This is a genomic window from Nonomuraea sp. NPDC049655, assembly GCF_044465465.1.
In the GTDB taxonomy this organism is placed as follows: Bacteria; Actinomycetota; Actinomycetes; order Streptosporangiales; family Streptosporangiaceae; genus Nonomuraea.
Genome location: NZ_JBITLS010000008.1, coordinates 404,434 through 419,225 on the forward strand (window position 1 = coordinate 404,434; position 14,792 = coordinate 419,225).

Genomic DNA, 14,792 nt, shown 5'->3' on the forward strand with positions numbered 1-14,792 from the left:
GCGGCCACCCGTGGCCGGAAGGCATGCCCATCCGCTCCGCTCGCCGGGCGCGAACGGCACCCCGTCCCCAGGGCCGATGATTTTCCGCTTCCCTCAAGGTCTACATGGGTCGAGGAGGCGACATGGACGAACGGGCGCGGGCGTTGACGGCAGGGGTGGCGTTGCTGGAGAGGGCCATCCACTACACCTTGGGCAGCCTGCGCGTGGTGAGCCCACACGTCCTGTGCCGGCCCACCCCGTGCTCCCGCTGGAACCTCCAGGAGCTCCTGGACCACATGCAGGACTCCTTCGAGGCCCTGAACGAGGCCGCGCTCGGCCGCATCGCCCCCGCCCGCAGGCCCGTACCGGTCGGCGGGCCGGTGTGCGGGAACCCGGCGCTGCTGCTCAGGGACGGCGCGACGGAGGTGCTCGGCACGTGGACGGGCACGATCCAGGCCGGGATGGTCGCGGTGGGGGACGTGCCCATGACGACGCCGATGGTGGCCGCGGCGGGCGCCATCGAGATCACCGTGCACGGCTGGGACATCGCGCGGGCCTGCGGTGAACACCGCCCGATCCCGCACGCCCTCGCCGAAGAGCTGCTGGACCTGGCCCATCTCTTCGTCACCGACGACGACCGTCCGTCCCGGTTCGCCGCCAGGCTGCGGCCGCCCCCGCTGGGCACCGCCCAGGACCACCTCCTCGCCTACCTCGGCCGCCGGCCGAACTGACGGCATGACCGGCCCCCCACCAGGCGGCGGCACCCCGTACGATCAAAGAGGGACACCGGGGCCCGGCATCCGTCCGGCCGGTCGCGGGCCACGCGCCTCGACCAGGTCGGCCAGCGTGATGGCGACGACCGTTCTTCGTGCGGCCGTCGCCATCACCCCGAACCGTGGCCCTCCCGAAGCTGAGCGGGACGGCGTCAGGCGTCTTCGGTGGCCGCCGACCCGACGACCTCCAGGACCTGGTCCCCGTATTTGGCGAGTTTGTTCTCCCCGACCCCGTTGACCCTGCTCAGCTCAGCCAGCGAGGACGGCGACAACGTGGCGATCTCCCGCAGCGTGGCGTCGTGGAAGATGACGTACGCGGGCACGCCCTGCTCCTTGGCGACCGCGCCCCGCCAAGCCCGCAGCCGCTCGAACAGCGGCGCCGCCTCGGCGGGCAGCTCGGCGGCCGGCTGGCCCTTCGCCCCGGACGCCCCGGACGACGACCTGGACGACCGGGACGCCGGACGGGCCGTGTCGCGGCGCAACGGCACCTCCCGCTGCCCGCGCAGCACGTCGGCGCTGGCGTCGGTGAGCACCAGCGTGCCATGGTCGGACTCCACCGCGAGCAGGCCCTGCGCCAGCAGTTGCCGGGCCACGCCGTGCCACTCGGCGTTGCCCAGGTCGGTGCCCACGCCGAAGACGGTCAGCGAGTCGTGGCCGTGCTGGAGCACCTTGGCCGTCTTCTTGCCGAGCAGGATGTCGACCACCTGCCCGACGCCGAACTTCTGGCCGCGCTCCCGCTTCAGCCGCAGCACGGTGGACAGCACCTTCTGGGCGGCGATCGTGCCGTCCCAGGACTCGGGCGGGCTCTGGCAGGTGTCGCAGTTGCCGCAGGGCTCGGCGCCCTTCTGCCCGAAGTAGTCGAGCAGCATGACCCGGCGGCAGCCGGCCGTCTCGCACAGCGCCAGCATGGCGTCGAGGTGCAGGACCTGGCGGCGGCGGTGGGCCTCGTCGCCCTCCAGGGCCATGCGCCGGTGCTGGACGACGTCTTGCAGGCCGTAGGCCATCCAGGCGGTCGCGGGCAGGCCGTCGCGCCCGGCGCGGCCGGTCTCCTGGTAATAGCCCTCGACCGACTTGGGCAGGTCGAGGTGGGCCACGAAACGCACGTCGGGCTTGTCGATGCCCATGCCGAACGCGATGGTGGCCACCACGATCAGCCCGTCTTCCCGCAGGAACCGGGACTGGTGGGCGGCGCGGGTGCGGGCGTCGAGCCCGGCGTGGTACGGCACCGCCGCGATGCCGTGGTCGGCCAGGAAGGCGGCGATCTTCTCCACCGACGAGCGCGACAGGCAGTAGACGATGCCGGAGTCGCCCGGGTGCTCGGTGCGCAGGAAGTCGAGGAGCTGCCGTTTGGGGTCGCTCTTGGACGTGATGCGGTAGTGGATGTTGGGCCGGTCGAAGCCGGCCACGAAGTGACGGGCCTGGTCGAGGCCGAGCCGGGTGGAGATCTCGGCGTGGGTGGCCGGGGTGGCGGTGGCGGTCAGCGCGATGCGCGGCACCTGCGGCCAGCGCTCGCGCAGCTCCGACAGGGCGAGGTAGTCGGGGCGGAAGTCGTGGCCCCACTGCGCCACGCAGTGGGCCTCGTCGATGGCGAACAACGAGATCTCGCCCTTGGCCAGCAGCCGCATCGTGGCCTCGACGCGCAGCCGCTCGGGGGCGAGGTAGAGCAGGTCGAGCTCGCCGGCCAGGAACTCGGCCTCCACGAGCTGGCGCTCGTCGAAGTCCTGGGTGGAGTTGAGGAAACCGGCCCGCACGCCGAGCGCGCGCAGCGCGTCGACCTGGTCCTGCATGAGCGCGATCAGCGGCGAGACGACGACCCCCACCCCCGGGCGCACGAGCGCCGGGATCTGGTAGCACAGCGACTTGCCGCCGCCGGTGGGCATGAGCACCAGCGCGTCGCCGCCGCCGACGACGTGGTCGATGATCTCCTGCTGACCCGCCCTGAACGAGTCGTAACCGAAGACGCGGTGGAGAGCCTCGGTGGGGGTATCCATGCGGCTACCTTACGTGGTCGTCGGCCGACGTTCCGTCAGTTCCGCCGACGGCGGACCGCGGGTCTCAGGTCGGCTCGGCGGGCAGCGCGGCCTGTCGCTCCGGCGCCCGCCCGTACCGATCGTAGGCCACCAGCGAGAGCGCTCCGAGCACGCAGGCCGCCGCCACCGAGGCCATCACCGCCGGGTATCCGGCGACCTGCGCCACCGCCGCCGACAGCAGCGGGGCCACGGCCTTGGACACCGTGACGGGCAGTGCGAGCGCGCCGCTCAGCGTCGCGTAGGCGGCCGTGCCGTACCGGTCGGCCAGCAGGGCGGGACGGGCGATCGTGGCCACCCCGAACCCCAGCCCGAACAGCACCACCCCGGCGATCGCCCCCGCCACGCTGTCGCCCGCCAGCGGCAGCAGCAGCGCCGCCACCCCCTGGACGGCGAACATCGCCGCCGTGACCAGCGCCACCGGCCACCGGCTCTGCAGCCCCGTCGTGACCAGCCGCCCGGTCACCGACAACACGCCGAGCAGCCCGGCCACGCTCGCCGCGAACAACGGCGGATGCCCGAGCGCGATCAGGTACGTCACCAGCAGCACCCCCATGACCGCCACCGCGCCCGTCTGGGCCAGGAAGGCGGCCACCAGCAGCCAGAACGGCCGTTCGCGCAGCGCGGAGCCGACGATCGCGCGACGCCGGGCCGGCGGCGCGGACGCCCCCCGCCCCCGCACGGCCAGCGCGTGCAGCGGCACGGCCGTCAGCGCGTACCCGGCGGCCAGGACGACCAGCGCCTGCCGCCAGCCGTACCGGTCCACGAGGAACCCCGTCAGCGGCAGGAAGATGCTGGAGGCGAACCCGGCCACCACCGTCACGGCGAGCAGCGCGCGCGCCCGCCGGGCCGGGTCGAAACAGGCGACGATCACCGCGAAGGCGGCCTCGTAGAGCACCATGGCCGAGGCGATCCCGAGGGCCGCGCACACCAGGTAGAGCTGCGTCACGGTGCGCACCTGCGACCAGGCGAGCACCGCGAGCCCGCCCAGCAGCGACCCGGCCGTCATCAGCGCGCGCCCGCCGTGCCGGTCGAGCCAGCGCCCGACGAAGGGCGCCACCAGCGCGGACACCAGCACCGACACCGTGATCGCGCCGGTGAGCTGGGCGACCCCCGTCCGCAGGTCGTGCGCCATCGGCGGGATGAACACCGAGAACGCGTAGTAGAGCACGCCGTAGCCGGCCGTCTGCGTGATCGCGAGCGCCCCGACCACGCGGGCCGGCGACCTCGGACCGGGTATGGCGATCACGCATTGGTTCGTTCCCGTTCACCAGCCGGACATACGGTGACAAGGGTCACTCCGGGACGGAGTAGCGTCGGACGCATGAGTCTTTCCTACGTGGTGACCGGCGGCGGGCGTGGCATCGGGAAGGCCGTGGTCCAGCGGCTCCTGGGGGAGAAGGACACCGTCGTCGTCATCGACCGCGACGGCGGCTCGCTGTCCTGGACGGGCCCCCGCGTCGTCCCCGTGGTGGGCGACGCGGCCGACGAGGAGCTGGTCTCCTGGGCCGCCGACCGGGCCGAGGAGGCCGGCACGCTGGCGGGCTGGGTCAACAACGCGGCGATCTTCCGTGACGCCTCCGTGCACGACGCCCCGATCGCGGAGGTCAGGCAGCTGATCGCGGCCAACCTGGACCTGGCGCTGGTGGGCTGCGCGGTCGCCGTCCGCCGCTTCCTCGCGGCGGGCACGCCGGGCGCGATCGTCAACGTCACCTCCCACCAGGCCACGCGGGCGGTGCCCGGCAGCCTGCCCTACGCCACCGCGAAGGCCGCGACCGAGGGCCTGACCAGGTCGCTGGCCGTCGAGTACGGCCGGTACGGCATCAGGGTCAACGCCGTCGCGCCCGGCTCGGTGGCCACCGAACGCTACGAGGACTTCCTGGCCTCCAGGACCGCCGACGAGGTGGTGGACGTCGAGCGCCAGATGGCCAGGGTGCACCCCCTGGGCCGGGTCGCCTTCCCCGGCGAGGTGGCCGCGGTCGTGGCGCACCTGCTCTCGCCGGACGCCTCGTTCGTCAACGGGGCGACGATCCCCGTGGACGGCGGCCGGACCGTCCTCGGGATGGACCCCGAAGCGAGGGAATGAAAACCATTGCCACTCGGTTGAGAGGGGCATGAAGAAGAACCTGCACCCCTCGTACCGTCCGGTCGTCTTCCGCGACCCGAGCGCCGGCTTCGCCCTCCTCACCCGCTCGACCCTGACGAGCGGCAGGACCGTCGAGTGGGAGGACGGCAGGACCTACCCGGTCGTGGACGTCGACGTGTCGTCGGCCAGCCACCCGTTCTACACCGGCCGCAGCCGCGTCCTCGACACCGAGGGCCGCGTCGAGCGCTTCAACCAGCGCTACGGCAAGAAATGACAGCCAAGGCTTGACCCGCCCTCGTCCGTTCCGCGCCTTCCGGCCGGAACGGCCGGGGGTTTCGGCATGTCACGCCAAGGAGGCGCCGGGCGGGCATGCTGGGGCTACTGGTGGGTACAAGGCTTTCACCGGCGTGGGAGCAATGGTGATCGCGATGGGTCTCTCTGGAAGGGAACGCCGCATCCTCGCTGAGATCGAGCAGGGCCTCGAACGGGACGACCCCGAACTGGCCCGGCGCGTGGCGGCGATCAACAGGATCGAGTCCGACGGTATCGACTACCCGCAGGCCTGCGGTGACCGGCTACGGGTGTGGGCGCTGACCCATGTCTGGATCATCTTCGGGGTGGCCGCCGCGGTGATCCTGCTGCTCCTGCTGGCCGTGCTCACCACCTGACCCACTGTGCTCACCACCTGACCCACTGTGCTCACCACCTGACCCGCCGTGCTCCCCGGCCGGCCGAGCGTGCCCGCCGCCTGACGGCCCGGCGCGCCGGCGTCTGAGCACCGCCAGGTCCACGGCGGCCACCACGGCCACCGCGGCGGCCAGGGCGGCCTCCCAGACCCACACCTGCTGGCCCGTGGCCATCGCGCGGGTCACGAAGAAGACCGCCGCGGCCGCGGCGACGACCAGGGCGATCCACGACAGCACCCGCCTCGCGCGCAGCGGGCTGCGCGCCGTCACCGGCTCGGTGCCCGCGCGGTTGCGCAGCCACATCCCGCTCTCCTCTCAGGCCAGGCACCGCAGCGCGGCGGCGACCCGCGGGTCGAGCCCGTCGGTCGGCAGCCGTCCCACCGTGGCCTCCACGAACTCCGGGTACGACAGCGACGCGCTGCCCTGGTCGACGCTCACCCAGATCTGCTCGGCCGTCTGCTCCACCTGCGCCCTCGACTCCTGCTCGGCCAGCACGAACCGCCCGACGGCGACCCGCCAGAACGTCCGGCCGTCGATCTCCTCCGGCGCCACCGGCGCGCCGACGTCGTCGGCGTGGGTGGCGTACTCGGAGTCGTAGTGGAAGGTCTGCAACCCCACCGGGTACGGGCCCGCCGTCGTGTCGATCAGCGCGTCGGGGCCGAGGGCGCGCATGCGCTCGCGCGTCTCGCCGTTCTTGGTGCGCCACTCCTGGAGCACCTCCTCGACGGGCACGTCGCGGCGCTGCCGTACGGACCACTCGTTGAAGTCGTTGAACCCGGTCACCCCCTCGGCGGCCACCCGGGTCAGCAGCTCCTGCACGGTGCCGTCGAGACAGGCGTGGTTGTACGCCTCCTCACCCGCCAGATGGGCCAGCACGTCGCGCACCGACCACCCGGCGCAGCGGGACGGACGCGCCCAGCCCGCCTCGTCGAGCCCGTCGAAGAACCGGTCGAGCCGGGCCGCCTCGGTGTCGAAGATGTCGAACGGGTCGAAGTCTCTGAGCAGCTCCTCAGCCATACATCCGGACGTACCCCTCAGGCCCCGACTTTCACTGCCAGTGACCCCAGTTCCGCCCTGGCCCGCTCGTACTCGGCGCGGCACGACGGCACCCGCTCGGCCGGCACCCAGCCGCCCTTGGCGATGCGGGCGTACTTGACGGGGTCGGCGCCGTACAGGAGGCAGGCGAACGTGGCGGAGGCGGCCGTCCCCGACAGATGGTCGGCATGGGTGTGGGCGGCCAGCAGGTGGCGGGCCTCGGCGGCGGCCACGACGTGGCCGCCGTCGCGCGCCGCGAGCGTCAGCGCGGCGAACCGGTCGGCCTGCGCCTCGTCGGCGGGCAGGCCGTTGAGCGCGGCCAGGGCGTGGCCGAACTGGTGGTGGTAGAGGGCGGCCAGGGCGCCGTCCACGCGGGCGGCGGCGGTGCGCCGGTCGGCCTCCTCCGTCTCGGAGACGCCGGTGAGCGTGCGGTCGATCTTGGCGACCAGCGAGTAGCAGATCGTGATCCGCCGCAGGTCGCCGTTCCAGGTGGCGCGGGGCGCGTCGCAGCCGCGGGCGACGACCTGGACGCCGCCGAGCCGGGTGCGCAGCACGCCGCTGTCCTTCAAAAGCTTCCTGGCGTGCTGCTCGCGGGCCGTGCCGGCGGGTTCGTAACGGACCGAAGGGGCCGCCCCCAACGTGCTCGTCAGGCTCAGGACGAGGGCGATCAGGGGGTGGGGCATATGGGGGCTCCTGTCGGATCGACGCGGTGTCCGCGAGGCGGCGGGCCGCCTCCTTTGCAAATGGGACAGTCCATGCGGCGATCCGCTGATCGATAAACCTCTCCGGCGGCAAAAGAATCCGGAAAAGCCGGAGGCCCGGCTCCCACCAGGGGAACCGGGCCTCGGCGATCAATCAGCGGTGGTGCCAGGAGCGGTAGACCTTGACGTAGTCGCGACGGCTCTCGGAGCTGTTGAGCTCGTCGTCACCCTCGAAGACGGCCTTGAACGTGCCGCTCTTCCAGGCGCGGGTCTTGGTGGCGAACTTGCCGCCCCAGGACGTCTTGGCAGAGGCGACCCACTTCCAGCCGCTGGAGCCGTTGGCGCGGTAGTAGACGCTCACCTTCTCGCCGCGCAGACCCTCCCAGCCTTCGTCATCGACCTGAAGGCGACCGGAGAAGTAGATCGAGCGGCCCTGACGGACCTTGTAGGGGTCGGCCGTGAAGCGCGTGATGCGGGTGTCGGCCTTGCCCTTCTGGATCTCGACGTTGAAGAACGCGGAGTCGGTGGCGACCTGCTTGTTGTCCTTGTCGAAGGCCACAGCGGTGGCCTTCCACTTGCCGGCGAAGTCGCCCTCGTTGAACGGGACGGCGAAGCGCCAGCCCTCGAGGTCCTTGACGTCCTTGGCACGGAAGGTGCGGACGTCGCCCTCCGGCGACACGCTCAGCGTGACCTTCTGGACGTCGGAGCTGGCCCCGATGTCGAAGTACGCGGTGGTCTCGCTGCCGGCCTTCACCACGACCGGGTTGGGGGTGATGTCACGGATCTTGAGTTCGGTGGCGTGCCTGGTCGCGGTGGCGGAGGCGGCGCCCGCGCCGGAAACCAACATGGCCCCGCCGACGAAGGCGGTGATGATTCCTACTGCGATCTTTCTCATGAGGGTGCTGATTCCTCTCCCCGTATCGACTCGAAGCCGGCGCCGGGGCGCGCCGGCTTCCTCTACTACTTTGAGGCACGAGTTGGGGAAAAGGTTCGCTAAAGATACAGAAAATATTTGATCACGGTCCTAACCAGGACTTATGCGAAAAAATCATTCGGCGTAGTCGTGACCAACTACAGTCTGGCTCATGACGGACGTCTACGCGCTGGGAGAGCCGCTCGGGGTGGTCTCCAGCGGCCGGGTGCGGCACGAGAACGAGGCCAGGCTGGACGTCTGCGGCCCCGAGTTCACCCTGGTGATCGCCCTGTCCAGGCTGGGCCACCGATGCGCGTACGCCGCCCGGGTGGGGGACGACGAGCTGGGCGCCAGGGCGCTGACCGTGCTCAGGGGCGAGGGCGTGGACGTCGAGGACGTGCGGGTGGTCGAAGGGGCGCGGACCGGGATGGTGCTCAGGGAGGTGCGCGTCGGCCGCGAGCCGGTGACCGCCCAGTACCGCACCCGCTCGGCCGGGTCCCGGCTGTCGCCCGGCAACGTGCCGATGGACCGGGTGGGCGCGGCCAAGATGCTGCACGTGACCGGCGTCACGGCGGCCCTGAGCAGGGACGCCCTCGACGCCGTGCACGCCGCCATGAGCGCGGCGCGGACGGCCGGGGTGATGATCTCCTTCTCCGTCGACTACGTGCCCGAGCTGTGGCCCTCGGTCCGGGAGGCCGAGGAGGTCCTCGGCGAGCTGGCCTGCCGGTCCCACCTGCTCTTCCTCGCCCAGGACGAGCTGGACCTGGTCAAGCCCGCCCTCACCCCCGAGCGCGAGGTCGTGGTGGACCGGGGCGCCAAGGGCGCCAGCGTGCGCGCCGACCGCATGCGTTACGACGTGGCCGTCCCGCAGGTGCCCGTCGTGGACATGGCGGGCGCGGGCGAGGCGTTCGCGGCCGGTTACATCAGCGCCGCGCTCGACGGCCTGACGCCGCAGGAACGGCTGCACCGGGGCGCGCTGCTGAGCGCGGCGGCGATGACGAGTGTGAGCGACTGGCAAGGCTTGCCGTCCAGGGCGGAGCTGTGACGCAGAATTTCGCAACCGCTTGACGTGATTGCGCAAACATTTGACTGGCCATTGTCGTGCGGCACCCCGCATTTCCTCCGTCCGATGCGCCGAAATTGCCGGGAAGGCCGTCCTGGGCGGGAGTGGGAAGGGGCGGCGGAGGCTACGTAAGTGATCGCAAGCGCTTGCGCGTAAGGCCGTATAGTTTGCGCATGACGCGACGACTCGCAGAGGTGGCGAAGAAGGTCGGGGTGAGCGAGGCGACGGTCAGCCGCGTGCTCAACGGCAAGCCGGGAGTCTCCGACGCCACCCGCGAGGCCGTGCTGACCGCGCTCGACGTGCTCGGCTACGAACGTCCCACCCAGTTGCGCGGCGACCGGGCCCGACTGGTCGGCCTGGTGCTCCCCGAGCTGCAGAACCCGATCTTCCCCGCCTTCGCCGAGGTCGTCGGCGGCGCGCTGGCCCAGCAGGGTTTCACCTCCGTGCTCTGCACCCGCACGGTCGGCGGCGTCTCCGAGGCCGACTACGTCGATCTGCTGCTCCAGCAGCAGGTCAGCGGCGTGGTCTTCGCCGGCGGCCTCTACGCCCAGGCCGACGCCTCGCACGACCACTACGAGCTGCTGCACGAGCGCAAGCTGCCGACCGTCCTGGTCAACGCGGCCGTCGAGCGGCTGGACTTCCCGCAGGTCTCCTGCGACGACGTGGTGGCCGCCGAGATGGCCCTGTCCCACCTGCGCGCGCTCGGCCACGAACGCGTCGGCATGGTGCTCGGCCCTAAGGACCACATGCCCTCCCGGCGCAAGCTGGAGACGTTCCAGGCCCGGGGCGGCGACCCGAAACTCGTCGAGCACACGATGTTCTCCCTGGAAGGCGGGCACGCGGCCGCGTCCAGGCTGGTCAAGCAGGGCGTGACCGGCGTGATCTGCGCCAGCGACCTGCTCGCGCTCGGCACGGTCAGGGCGGCCAGGCGGGCCGGCCTGACCGTGCCGGGGGACGTCTCGGTCATCGGCTTCGACGACTCGGCGCTGATGAACTGCACCGAGCCGCCGCTGACCACGGTCCGCCAGCCGATCGACGCGATGGGCCGGGCCGCCGTCGACCTGCTGGTGGCCCAGATCGACAAGGCCGTGGTGCCCGCCGACGAGCTGCTGTTCGAGCCGGAGCTGGTGGTCAGGGCCTCGACGGCGCGGGCCCGCGGCTGACCGGAGCCGCCGTGAACACCCTTGGTCACGGCGTCGACTTCCCGTACATTCGGGCGAATGTGGATCGAGCGGGCCAAAGGGCTCTACGAACGCGGGATCTACGCAGGTGACGACGCCGCGCTCGCCGCGTCCGACCGTGAACTGGACGCGGTCGAGGCCGCGTTGTGCCTGGCCAGGGGCCGGGTCCTGCACGTGCGCTTCGTGCAGGGCGGCGAGGCGGACCCGCGCGAGCTGCCGCTGTTCGAGCGGGCCGGCGCGCTGTTCAAAGCGGTCGGCGACCGGCGCGGGGAGGGGGAGTCGGCGTTCTGGGAGGGCTGTTACCACCAGGTCGTCGCAGGCGATCTCGACCGCGCGCTGCCCTGCTCCGGCGTGCCGGGGAACTGGCCGCCGAGACGGGGGACCTGGTCACGCTCGCCGAGGTGCTCAGGCACCAGGGGATCGCGGCCCACCGGTCCGGGCGGCTCGACGAGGCGCGCGAGAGGCTGACGGAGTCGTCACAGCTGCGCCGGGAGCTGGGGTCGCCGGCCGGGGTCGCGTCCAACCAGGTCGGGCTGATCCACATCGCGGTCGCCCAGGGGCGGCACGACGAGGCCCTGGCGCTCGCCGACGAGGCCCGCGCCCTGGCCGAGTCGTGCGGCGCCGACCGCGTCGCCGCCCACGTCGAGGAGGCCCGCGCCACCATCCCGGCCTGACCCTGGGCGCCGTGTCACGGGCACAGGCAGCGGACGAACTCCCGTACCAGCGCGCGCACCGACGGCCTGCGGTCGTCGGTGCGCCAGACGATGGCCAGCCTGCTCGGCGGCAGCCCGGTCACCGGCCGCGCCACCACGTCGTCGCGCCGGTAGAGCTCGGCGTTCCCGGCCGAGACCAGCGCGACGGCCCGCCCGGACGCCACCACCTCGAACGCCTCCTCCGCCGTCTCCGCCTCCGCCCCGACCAGCGCCGGGCCGGTGCGCCGGTCGGCGGCCAGCCAGAAGTCCCGCATCGGCCCCGCCGTGCGCGGCAGCGCGACGAACGGCTCGCCGGCCAGCTCGGCCATCCCGACCTCCGCCCGCCCGGCCAGCGGGTGCCCGGCGGGCAGCGCCACCCACCGCTCCTCGGTGCTCACCACCGTCCAGTCGTAGACGCCGTCGCCGGGGACGGGCAGCCAGGCGACCGCGACGTCCACCTGCCCGTCGCCCAGCCCCACGGTCGGGTCGGCCCAGCTGATCTGGCGGAAGCGCAGCTCCCACCCCGGCAGCGCCTCCACGATGGACGGCACCAGCCCCCGCCCGATCCGCGTCTGGAACCCCACGGTCAGCGTGCGCTCCTCGCGCGCCGAGGCCACCGCGCGCCGCGCGTCCTCCCACTGCTCGATGATCTGCCGGGCCAGCGGCAGCAGCGCGGCCCCGGCGTCGGTCAGCGCGACGGTCCGCCGGTCGCGGTCGAACAGCCTGGCCCGCATGGACAGCTCAAGCTGCCTGATCTGCCTGCTCAGCGAGGGCTGGGAGATGAACAGCCGTTCGGTGGCCGCCCGCGTGAAGCTCAACTCCTCCGCGACCGCCACGAAATACCGCAGATCCCGGATATGGGCATCCATAGCAAGAAGCTATAACAGCCGGTCTTGGACGCCCGTGACGTCCCCGCCGCACGATGGAGCTCCACCGATGAAGGAGCACGTCATGAGTGAGTTCGCAGGCAGGACCGCGCTGGTCACGGGGGCCTCGCGCGGCATCGGACGGGCCGTGGCGCGCCGCCTGGCCGCCGGCGGCGCCCGGGTGATCGTCCATTACGCCACCAACGACGACCTGGCGAAGGAGACGGTCGCCGAGATCGAGAACGCCGGCGGACAGGCGTACGCGGTCAAGGCCGCCTTCGAGGACGGCGTGGACGCCCTGTTCGACGGCCTGCGCGACGACCGGCTGGACATCGTGGTGAACAACGCCGCCATCCTGGGCGGAGTGCTGAACTCGGTCACGCCCGAGCAGTTCGACCGGGTGTTCGCGGTGAACGTGCGGGCGCCGTACTTCGTCATCGAACGGGCGCTGCCGCTGCTGAACGACGGCGGCCGGATCATCAACGTGTCCTCGGCGGTCGTGCGCATCGCGCTGCCCGACGTCGTGTACTCGATGACCAAGGGCGCGCTGGACACGCTCGGCTTCACCCTGGCCCCGCTGCTCGGCCCGCGCGGCATCACCGTGAACACCGTCTCCCCGGGCGTCACCGAGACCGACATGAACGCCTGGCTGCGCGAGGACCACGACGGCGTCGCCGAGCGGCGCGTCACCGAGGTCACCGCGCTCGGTCGCATCGGCCGTCCTGAGGACATCGCCGACGCCGTGGCGCTGCTGGCCCGGCCGGACGCCCGGTGGATCACCGGCCACGTGCTCGACGCCACCGGCGGCTACTTCCTCGGCCCGGCGCAGGGCGTCGTGCCGGTCTGAAACGGGCCTGAGACCGGGTCTGGGAACGGGCCTGAGAACGGGCCTGAGAACGGGCGGGTCAGCGGGCGCCGGGGTCGCGTAGCCAGCCGTCGAGGACGGCGCGGGCGGCGGCCCGCTCCTCGGGGAAGCGCCGCGCCCTGACCAGCGTCCACAGGACGGCCTGCAGGGCCCGCGCCTCGGCGAACACCGCCAGGGCCGGGTCACCGGGGTCGGCGCCGTAGGCGCGCACGGCCGCGCGGCCGTCGAGCCGCACGGTGCCGAGCAGGCAGGCCAGGTCCCAGCCCACGGGCCCGTACGTGGTCTCCTCGAAGTCGTTCCACAGCAGGCCGGCGGGCGTGACCAGCAGGTTGCCCGGATGGGCGTCGCCGTGCACGGCCTGCCCCCCGTCCGGCAGCCGGGCCGCCAGCCCGGCGCGGGCCTCGGCGAGCCGGGCCGACACCGCCGGCTCCAGGTCGGCGGAGAGCACCCGGAGCAGGTGCCCGGTCTCGTCGAGGACCGGCCCGAGGCGCGGCAGCACGCCGGGATAGCCGCGCAGCGCCTCGTGCAGCTCGCGCAGCGCCCGCCCGAACACCTCGGGCGTCACCGGCCCCGACCCGTCGTGCTCGACGTGCCGCCAGAACGACACCAGCGCCCCGCCGCGCTCGTGCACCCGCGCGGGCAGCAGATCGCTCGGCGGCACGACCGGCACCCCCAGCTCGTGCAGGAACGACACGACCGCCAGCTCGCGCCGCATCGCCTCCTCGGGCCGGAGCCGGGCGAGCGCGGTGACCGTGGGCACCCGCGCCACGACCGGCGCCGGCCGCAGGTGGATCCGCAGGTTGTAGGAGTCCTTCAGCACGACGGGCTCGCGCACCGTGACGCCGTGCGCCTCGGCCACCGCGACGGCGGCGGCCACGGCCTCGCCGGCGGAGATCACCCGGGCGGTTCGGGCGGGCTCAGGCCGACTCACGGACCACCAGCTCGGTCGGCAGGATCACCGGCTCCCGCGAGCCGCCCTCGAACAGGCCGAGCAGCAGCCGGACCATGGCCGCCGCCTGCTCGGCGATCGGATGGCGCAGCGTGGTGAGCGGCGGCTCGGTGTACTTGGCCGCCTCGATGTCGTCGAACCCCACCACCGCGACGTCGTCGGGCACCCGCCGCCCGGCCTGGCGCAGCGCCTGCAGCGCGCCGACCGCCATCAGGTCGTTGCCCACGAACACGGCGTCGAGCGCGGGGTCGTCGCCGAGGAGCTGGCGCATCGCGATCGCGCCCGACTCCCGGGTGAAGTCGCCCACGGCCACGATCGAGCGGCGGTCGGAGTCGCGCAGCACGTTGCGGTAGCCGGTCAGGCGGTCCTGGCCGGCGATCATGTCCTGCGGGCCGGCGATGGTGGCGATCCTGCGCCGCCCGGACTCGACCAGGTGCCGGACGCCCGCCTCGGCCCCGCCCACGTTGTCGTTGTCGACGAACGGGATGTCGACCGGCACGGCCGGTCGCCCGTAGGAGACCACGGGCACGCGCAGGCGCGACAGCGCGGCCGGCAGCGGGTCGGCGCCGTGCATGGAGATCAGCATGACGCCGTCGACGTGACCGCCCGAGATGTACCGCTCCACCCGGGCGTGGCTCTTGGGCGAGGAGGCCAGCATCAGCACGACCTGCTTGTTGACCGCCTCCAGCTCGTAGCTGGCCGACCTGATCGCCGTGGAGAACATCGGGTCCTCGGAGAAGACCCGGGTGCCCGGCTCGCTGACGACCAGCGCGACCGAGTCGGTGCGCTGGGTGACCAGGCTGCGCGCCGCCGAGTTGGGGATGTAGCCCAGCTCGTCGATCGCGCGCTGCACGGCGTCGCGGATGTGCGGCGCGACGGTCGTCTGGTTGTTGACGACCCTGGAGGCGGTCGCGCGGGAGACGCCCGCGCGGGCGGCGACCGCCTCCAGCGTCGGGCGTCTCATGACTGCACCAAG

Annotated in this window: 18 protein-coding genes; 9 read left to right on the forward strand and 9 right to left on the reverse strand. The window is 72.6% G+C overall.

The window, feature by feature from the left end:
• The first annotated feature begins 122 nt into the window (after positions 1-122).
• Positions 123-710, forward strand: coding sequence for a TIGR03086 family metal-binding protein (locus ACIBQ6_RS27110; RefSeq protein WP_397215248.1), 588 nt, complete (start codon positions 123-125; stop codon positions 708-710).
• A gap of 194 nt (positions 711-904) precedes the next feature.
• On the opposite strand, the gene recQ is transcribed toward ACIBQ6_RS27110, so the two are convergent.
• Positions 905-2,743 carry a DNA helicase RecQ gene (gene recQ, locus ACIBQ6_RS27115; protein ID WP_397215250.1) on the reverse strand — a complete coding sequence of 613 codons (1,839 nt, stop codon included), beginning with the start codon at positions 2,741-2,743 and terminating at the stop codon, positions 905-907.
• Between the two features lie 64 nt (positions 2,744-2,807).
• On the reverse strand, positions 2,808-4,028 hold the full coding sequence (locus ACIBQ6_RS27120) for an MFS transporter (RefSeq protein ID WP_397215252.1): 1,221 nt from the start codon (positions 4,026-4,028) through the stop codon (positions 2,808-2,810).
• Between the two features lie 75 nt (positions 4,029-4,103).
• On the opposite strand from ACIBQ6_RS27120, the gene ACIBQ6_RS27125 reads away from it, so the two are divergent.
• The 3 genes from ACIBQ6_RS27125 (at position 4,104) to ACIBQ6_RS27135 (ending at position 5,533) form a co-directional block, all read left to right on the forward strand.
• A complete protein-coding gene (locus ACIBQ6_RS27125; RefSeq protein WP_397215255.1) occupies positions 4,104-4,865 on the forward strand; it encodes an SDR family NAD(P)-dependent oxidoreductase in 762 nt (253 codons plus the stop codon).
• Positions 4,866-4,893: 28 nt separating this feature from the next.
• Positions 4,894-5,139 (forward strand): type B 50S ribosomal protein L31, encoded by a 246-nt coding sequence (locus ACIBQ6_RS27130; RefSeq protein WP_358283284.1) that lies wholly within the window; start codon positions 4,894-4,896, stop codon positions 5,137-5,139.
• 154 nt (positions 5,140-5,293) lie between these two features.
• Positions 5,294-5,533, forward strand: a complete 240-nt coding sequence (locus ACIBQ6_RS27135) for a DUF3040 domain-containing protein (RefSeq protein ID WP_358283286.1) — start codon at positions 5,294-5,296, stop codon at positions 5,531-5,533.
• Here the strand turns inward: ACIBQ6_RS27135 and ACIBQ6_RS27140 are convergent.
• The 4 genes from ACIBQ6_RS27140 to ACIBQ6_RS27155 form a co-directional block, all read right to left on the reverse strand.
• Complete coding sequence (locus tag ACIBQ6_RS27140; RefSeq protein ID WP_397215257.1) at positions 5,441-5,854, reverse strand: DUF6343 family protein; 414 nt, start codon at positions 5,852-5,854, stop codon at positions 5,441-5,443. The genes ACIBQ6_RS27135 and ACIBQ6_RS27140 overlap by 93 nt on opposite strands.
• A 12-nt stretch (positions 5,855-5,866) precedes the next feature.
• Complete coding sequence (locus ACIBQ6_RS27145; protein ID WP_397215259.1) at positions 5,867-6,568, reverse strand: maleylpyruvate isomerase family mycothiol-dependent enzyme; 702 nt, start codon at positions 6,566-6,568, stop codon at positions 5,867-5,869.
• Positions 6,569-6,585: 17 nt separating this feature from the next.
• Positions 6,586-7,269: a DUF4344 domain-containing metallopeptidase gene (locus ACIBQ6_RS27150; protein WP_397215261.1), complete on the reverse strand. Its 684-nt coding sequence runs from the start codon at positions 7,267-7,269 to the stop codon at positions 6,586-6,588.
• A gap of 172 nt (positions 7,270-7,441) precedes the next feature.
• Entirely contained in the window at positions 7,442-8,182 is a 741-nt protein-coding gene (locus tag ACIBQ6_RS27155; RefSeq protein ID WP_358283294.1) for a hypothetical protein, read from the reverse strand.
• 190 nt (positions 8,183-8,372) lie between these two features.
• Between ACIBQ6_RS27155 and ACIBQ6_RS27160 the strand changes: the two genes are divergently transcribed.
• The 4 genes from ACIBQ6_RS27160 to ACIBQ6_RS27175 all read left to right on the forward strand — a co-directional run bounded on the left by ACIBQ6_RS27160 (position 8,373) and on the right by ACIBQ6_RS27175 (position 11,118).
• The gene (locus ACIBQ6_RS27160; RefSeq protein WP_358283296.1) at positions 8,373-9,245 is read left to right on the forward strand and encodes a PfkB family carbohydrate kinase; all 873 of its coding nucleotides are present in this window, start codon (positions 8,373-8,375) and stop codon (positions 9,243-9,245) included.
• Between the two features lie 191 nt (positions 9,246-9,436).
• Complete coding sequence (locus ACIBQ6_RS27165) at positions 9,437-10,426, forward strand: LacI family DNA-binding transcriptional regulator (protein WP_358283298.1); 990 nt, start codon at positions 9,437-9,439, stop codon at positions 10,424-10,426.
• A gap of 57 nt (positions 10,427-10,483) precedes the next feature.
• The gene (locus ACIBQ6_RS27170; protein WP_397215264.1) at positions 10,484-10,912 is read left to right on the forward strand and encodes a hypothetical protein; all 429 of its coding nucleotides are present in this window, start codon (positions 10,484-10,486) and stop codon (positions 10,910-10,912) included.
• Positions 10,846-11,118, forward strand: coding sequence for a tetratricopeptide repeat protein (locus ACIBQ6_RS27175; protein WP_397215266.1), 273 nt, complete (start codon positions 10,846-10,848; stop codon positions 11,116-11,118). The genes ACIBQ6_RS27170 and ACIBQ6_RS27175 overlap by 67 nt, the downstream gene beginning before the upstream one ends.
• Positions 11,119-11,132: 14 nt before the next feature.
• On the opposite strand, the gene ACIBQ6_RS27180 is transcribed toward ACIBQ6_RS27175, so the two are convergent.
• Entirely contained in the window at positions 11,133-12,005 is an 873-nt protein-coding gene (locus ACIBQ6_RS27180; protein ID WP_397215268.1) for a LysR family transcriptional regulator, read from the reverse strand.
• Between the two features lie 82 nt (positions 12,006-12,087).
• Between ACIBQ6_RS27180 and ACIBQ6_RS27185 the strand changes: the two genes are divergently transcribed.
• Complete coding sequence (locus ACIBQ6_RS27185; protein WP_357991269.1) at positions 12,088-12,849, forward strand: SDR family oxidoreductase; 762 nt, start codon at positions 12,088-12,090, stop codon at positions 12,847-12,849.
• A gap of 58 nt (positions 12,850-12,907) precedes the next feature.
• Here the strand turns inward: ACIBQ6_RS27185 and ACIBQ6_RS27190 are convergent, their stop codons facing one another.
• Both ACIBQ6_RS27190 and ACIBQ6_RS27195 read right to left on the reverse strand, forming a co-directional pair.
• Positions 12,908-13,798 (reverse strand): aminoglycoside phosphotransferase family protein, encoded by an 891-nt coding sequence (locus tag ACIBQ6_RS27190; RefSeq protein WP_397215270.1) that lies wholly within the window; start codon positions 13,796-13,798, stop codon positions 12,908-12,910.
• Entirely contained in the window at positions 13,785-14,780 is a 996-nt protein-coding gene (locus tag ACIBQ6_RS27195; RefSeq protein WP_358283308.1) for a LacI family DNA-binding transcriptional regulator, read from the reverse strand. Before ACIBQ6_RS27195 ends, ACIBQ6_RS27190 begins: the two co-directional genes overlap by 14 nt.
• Positions 14,781-14,792 lie beyond the last annotated feature (12 nt).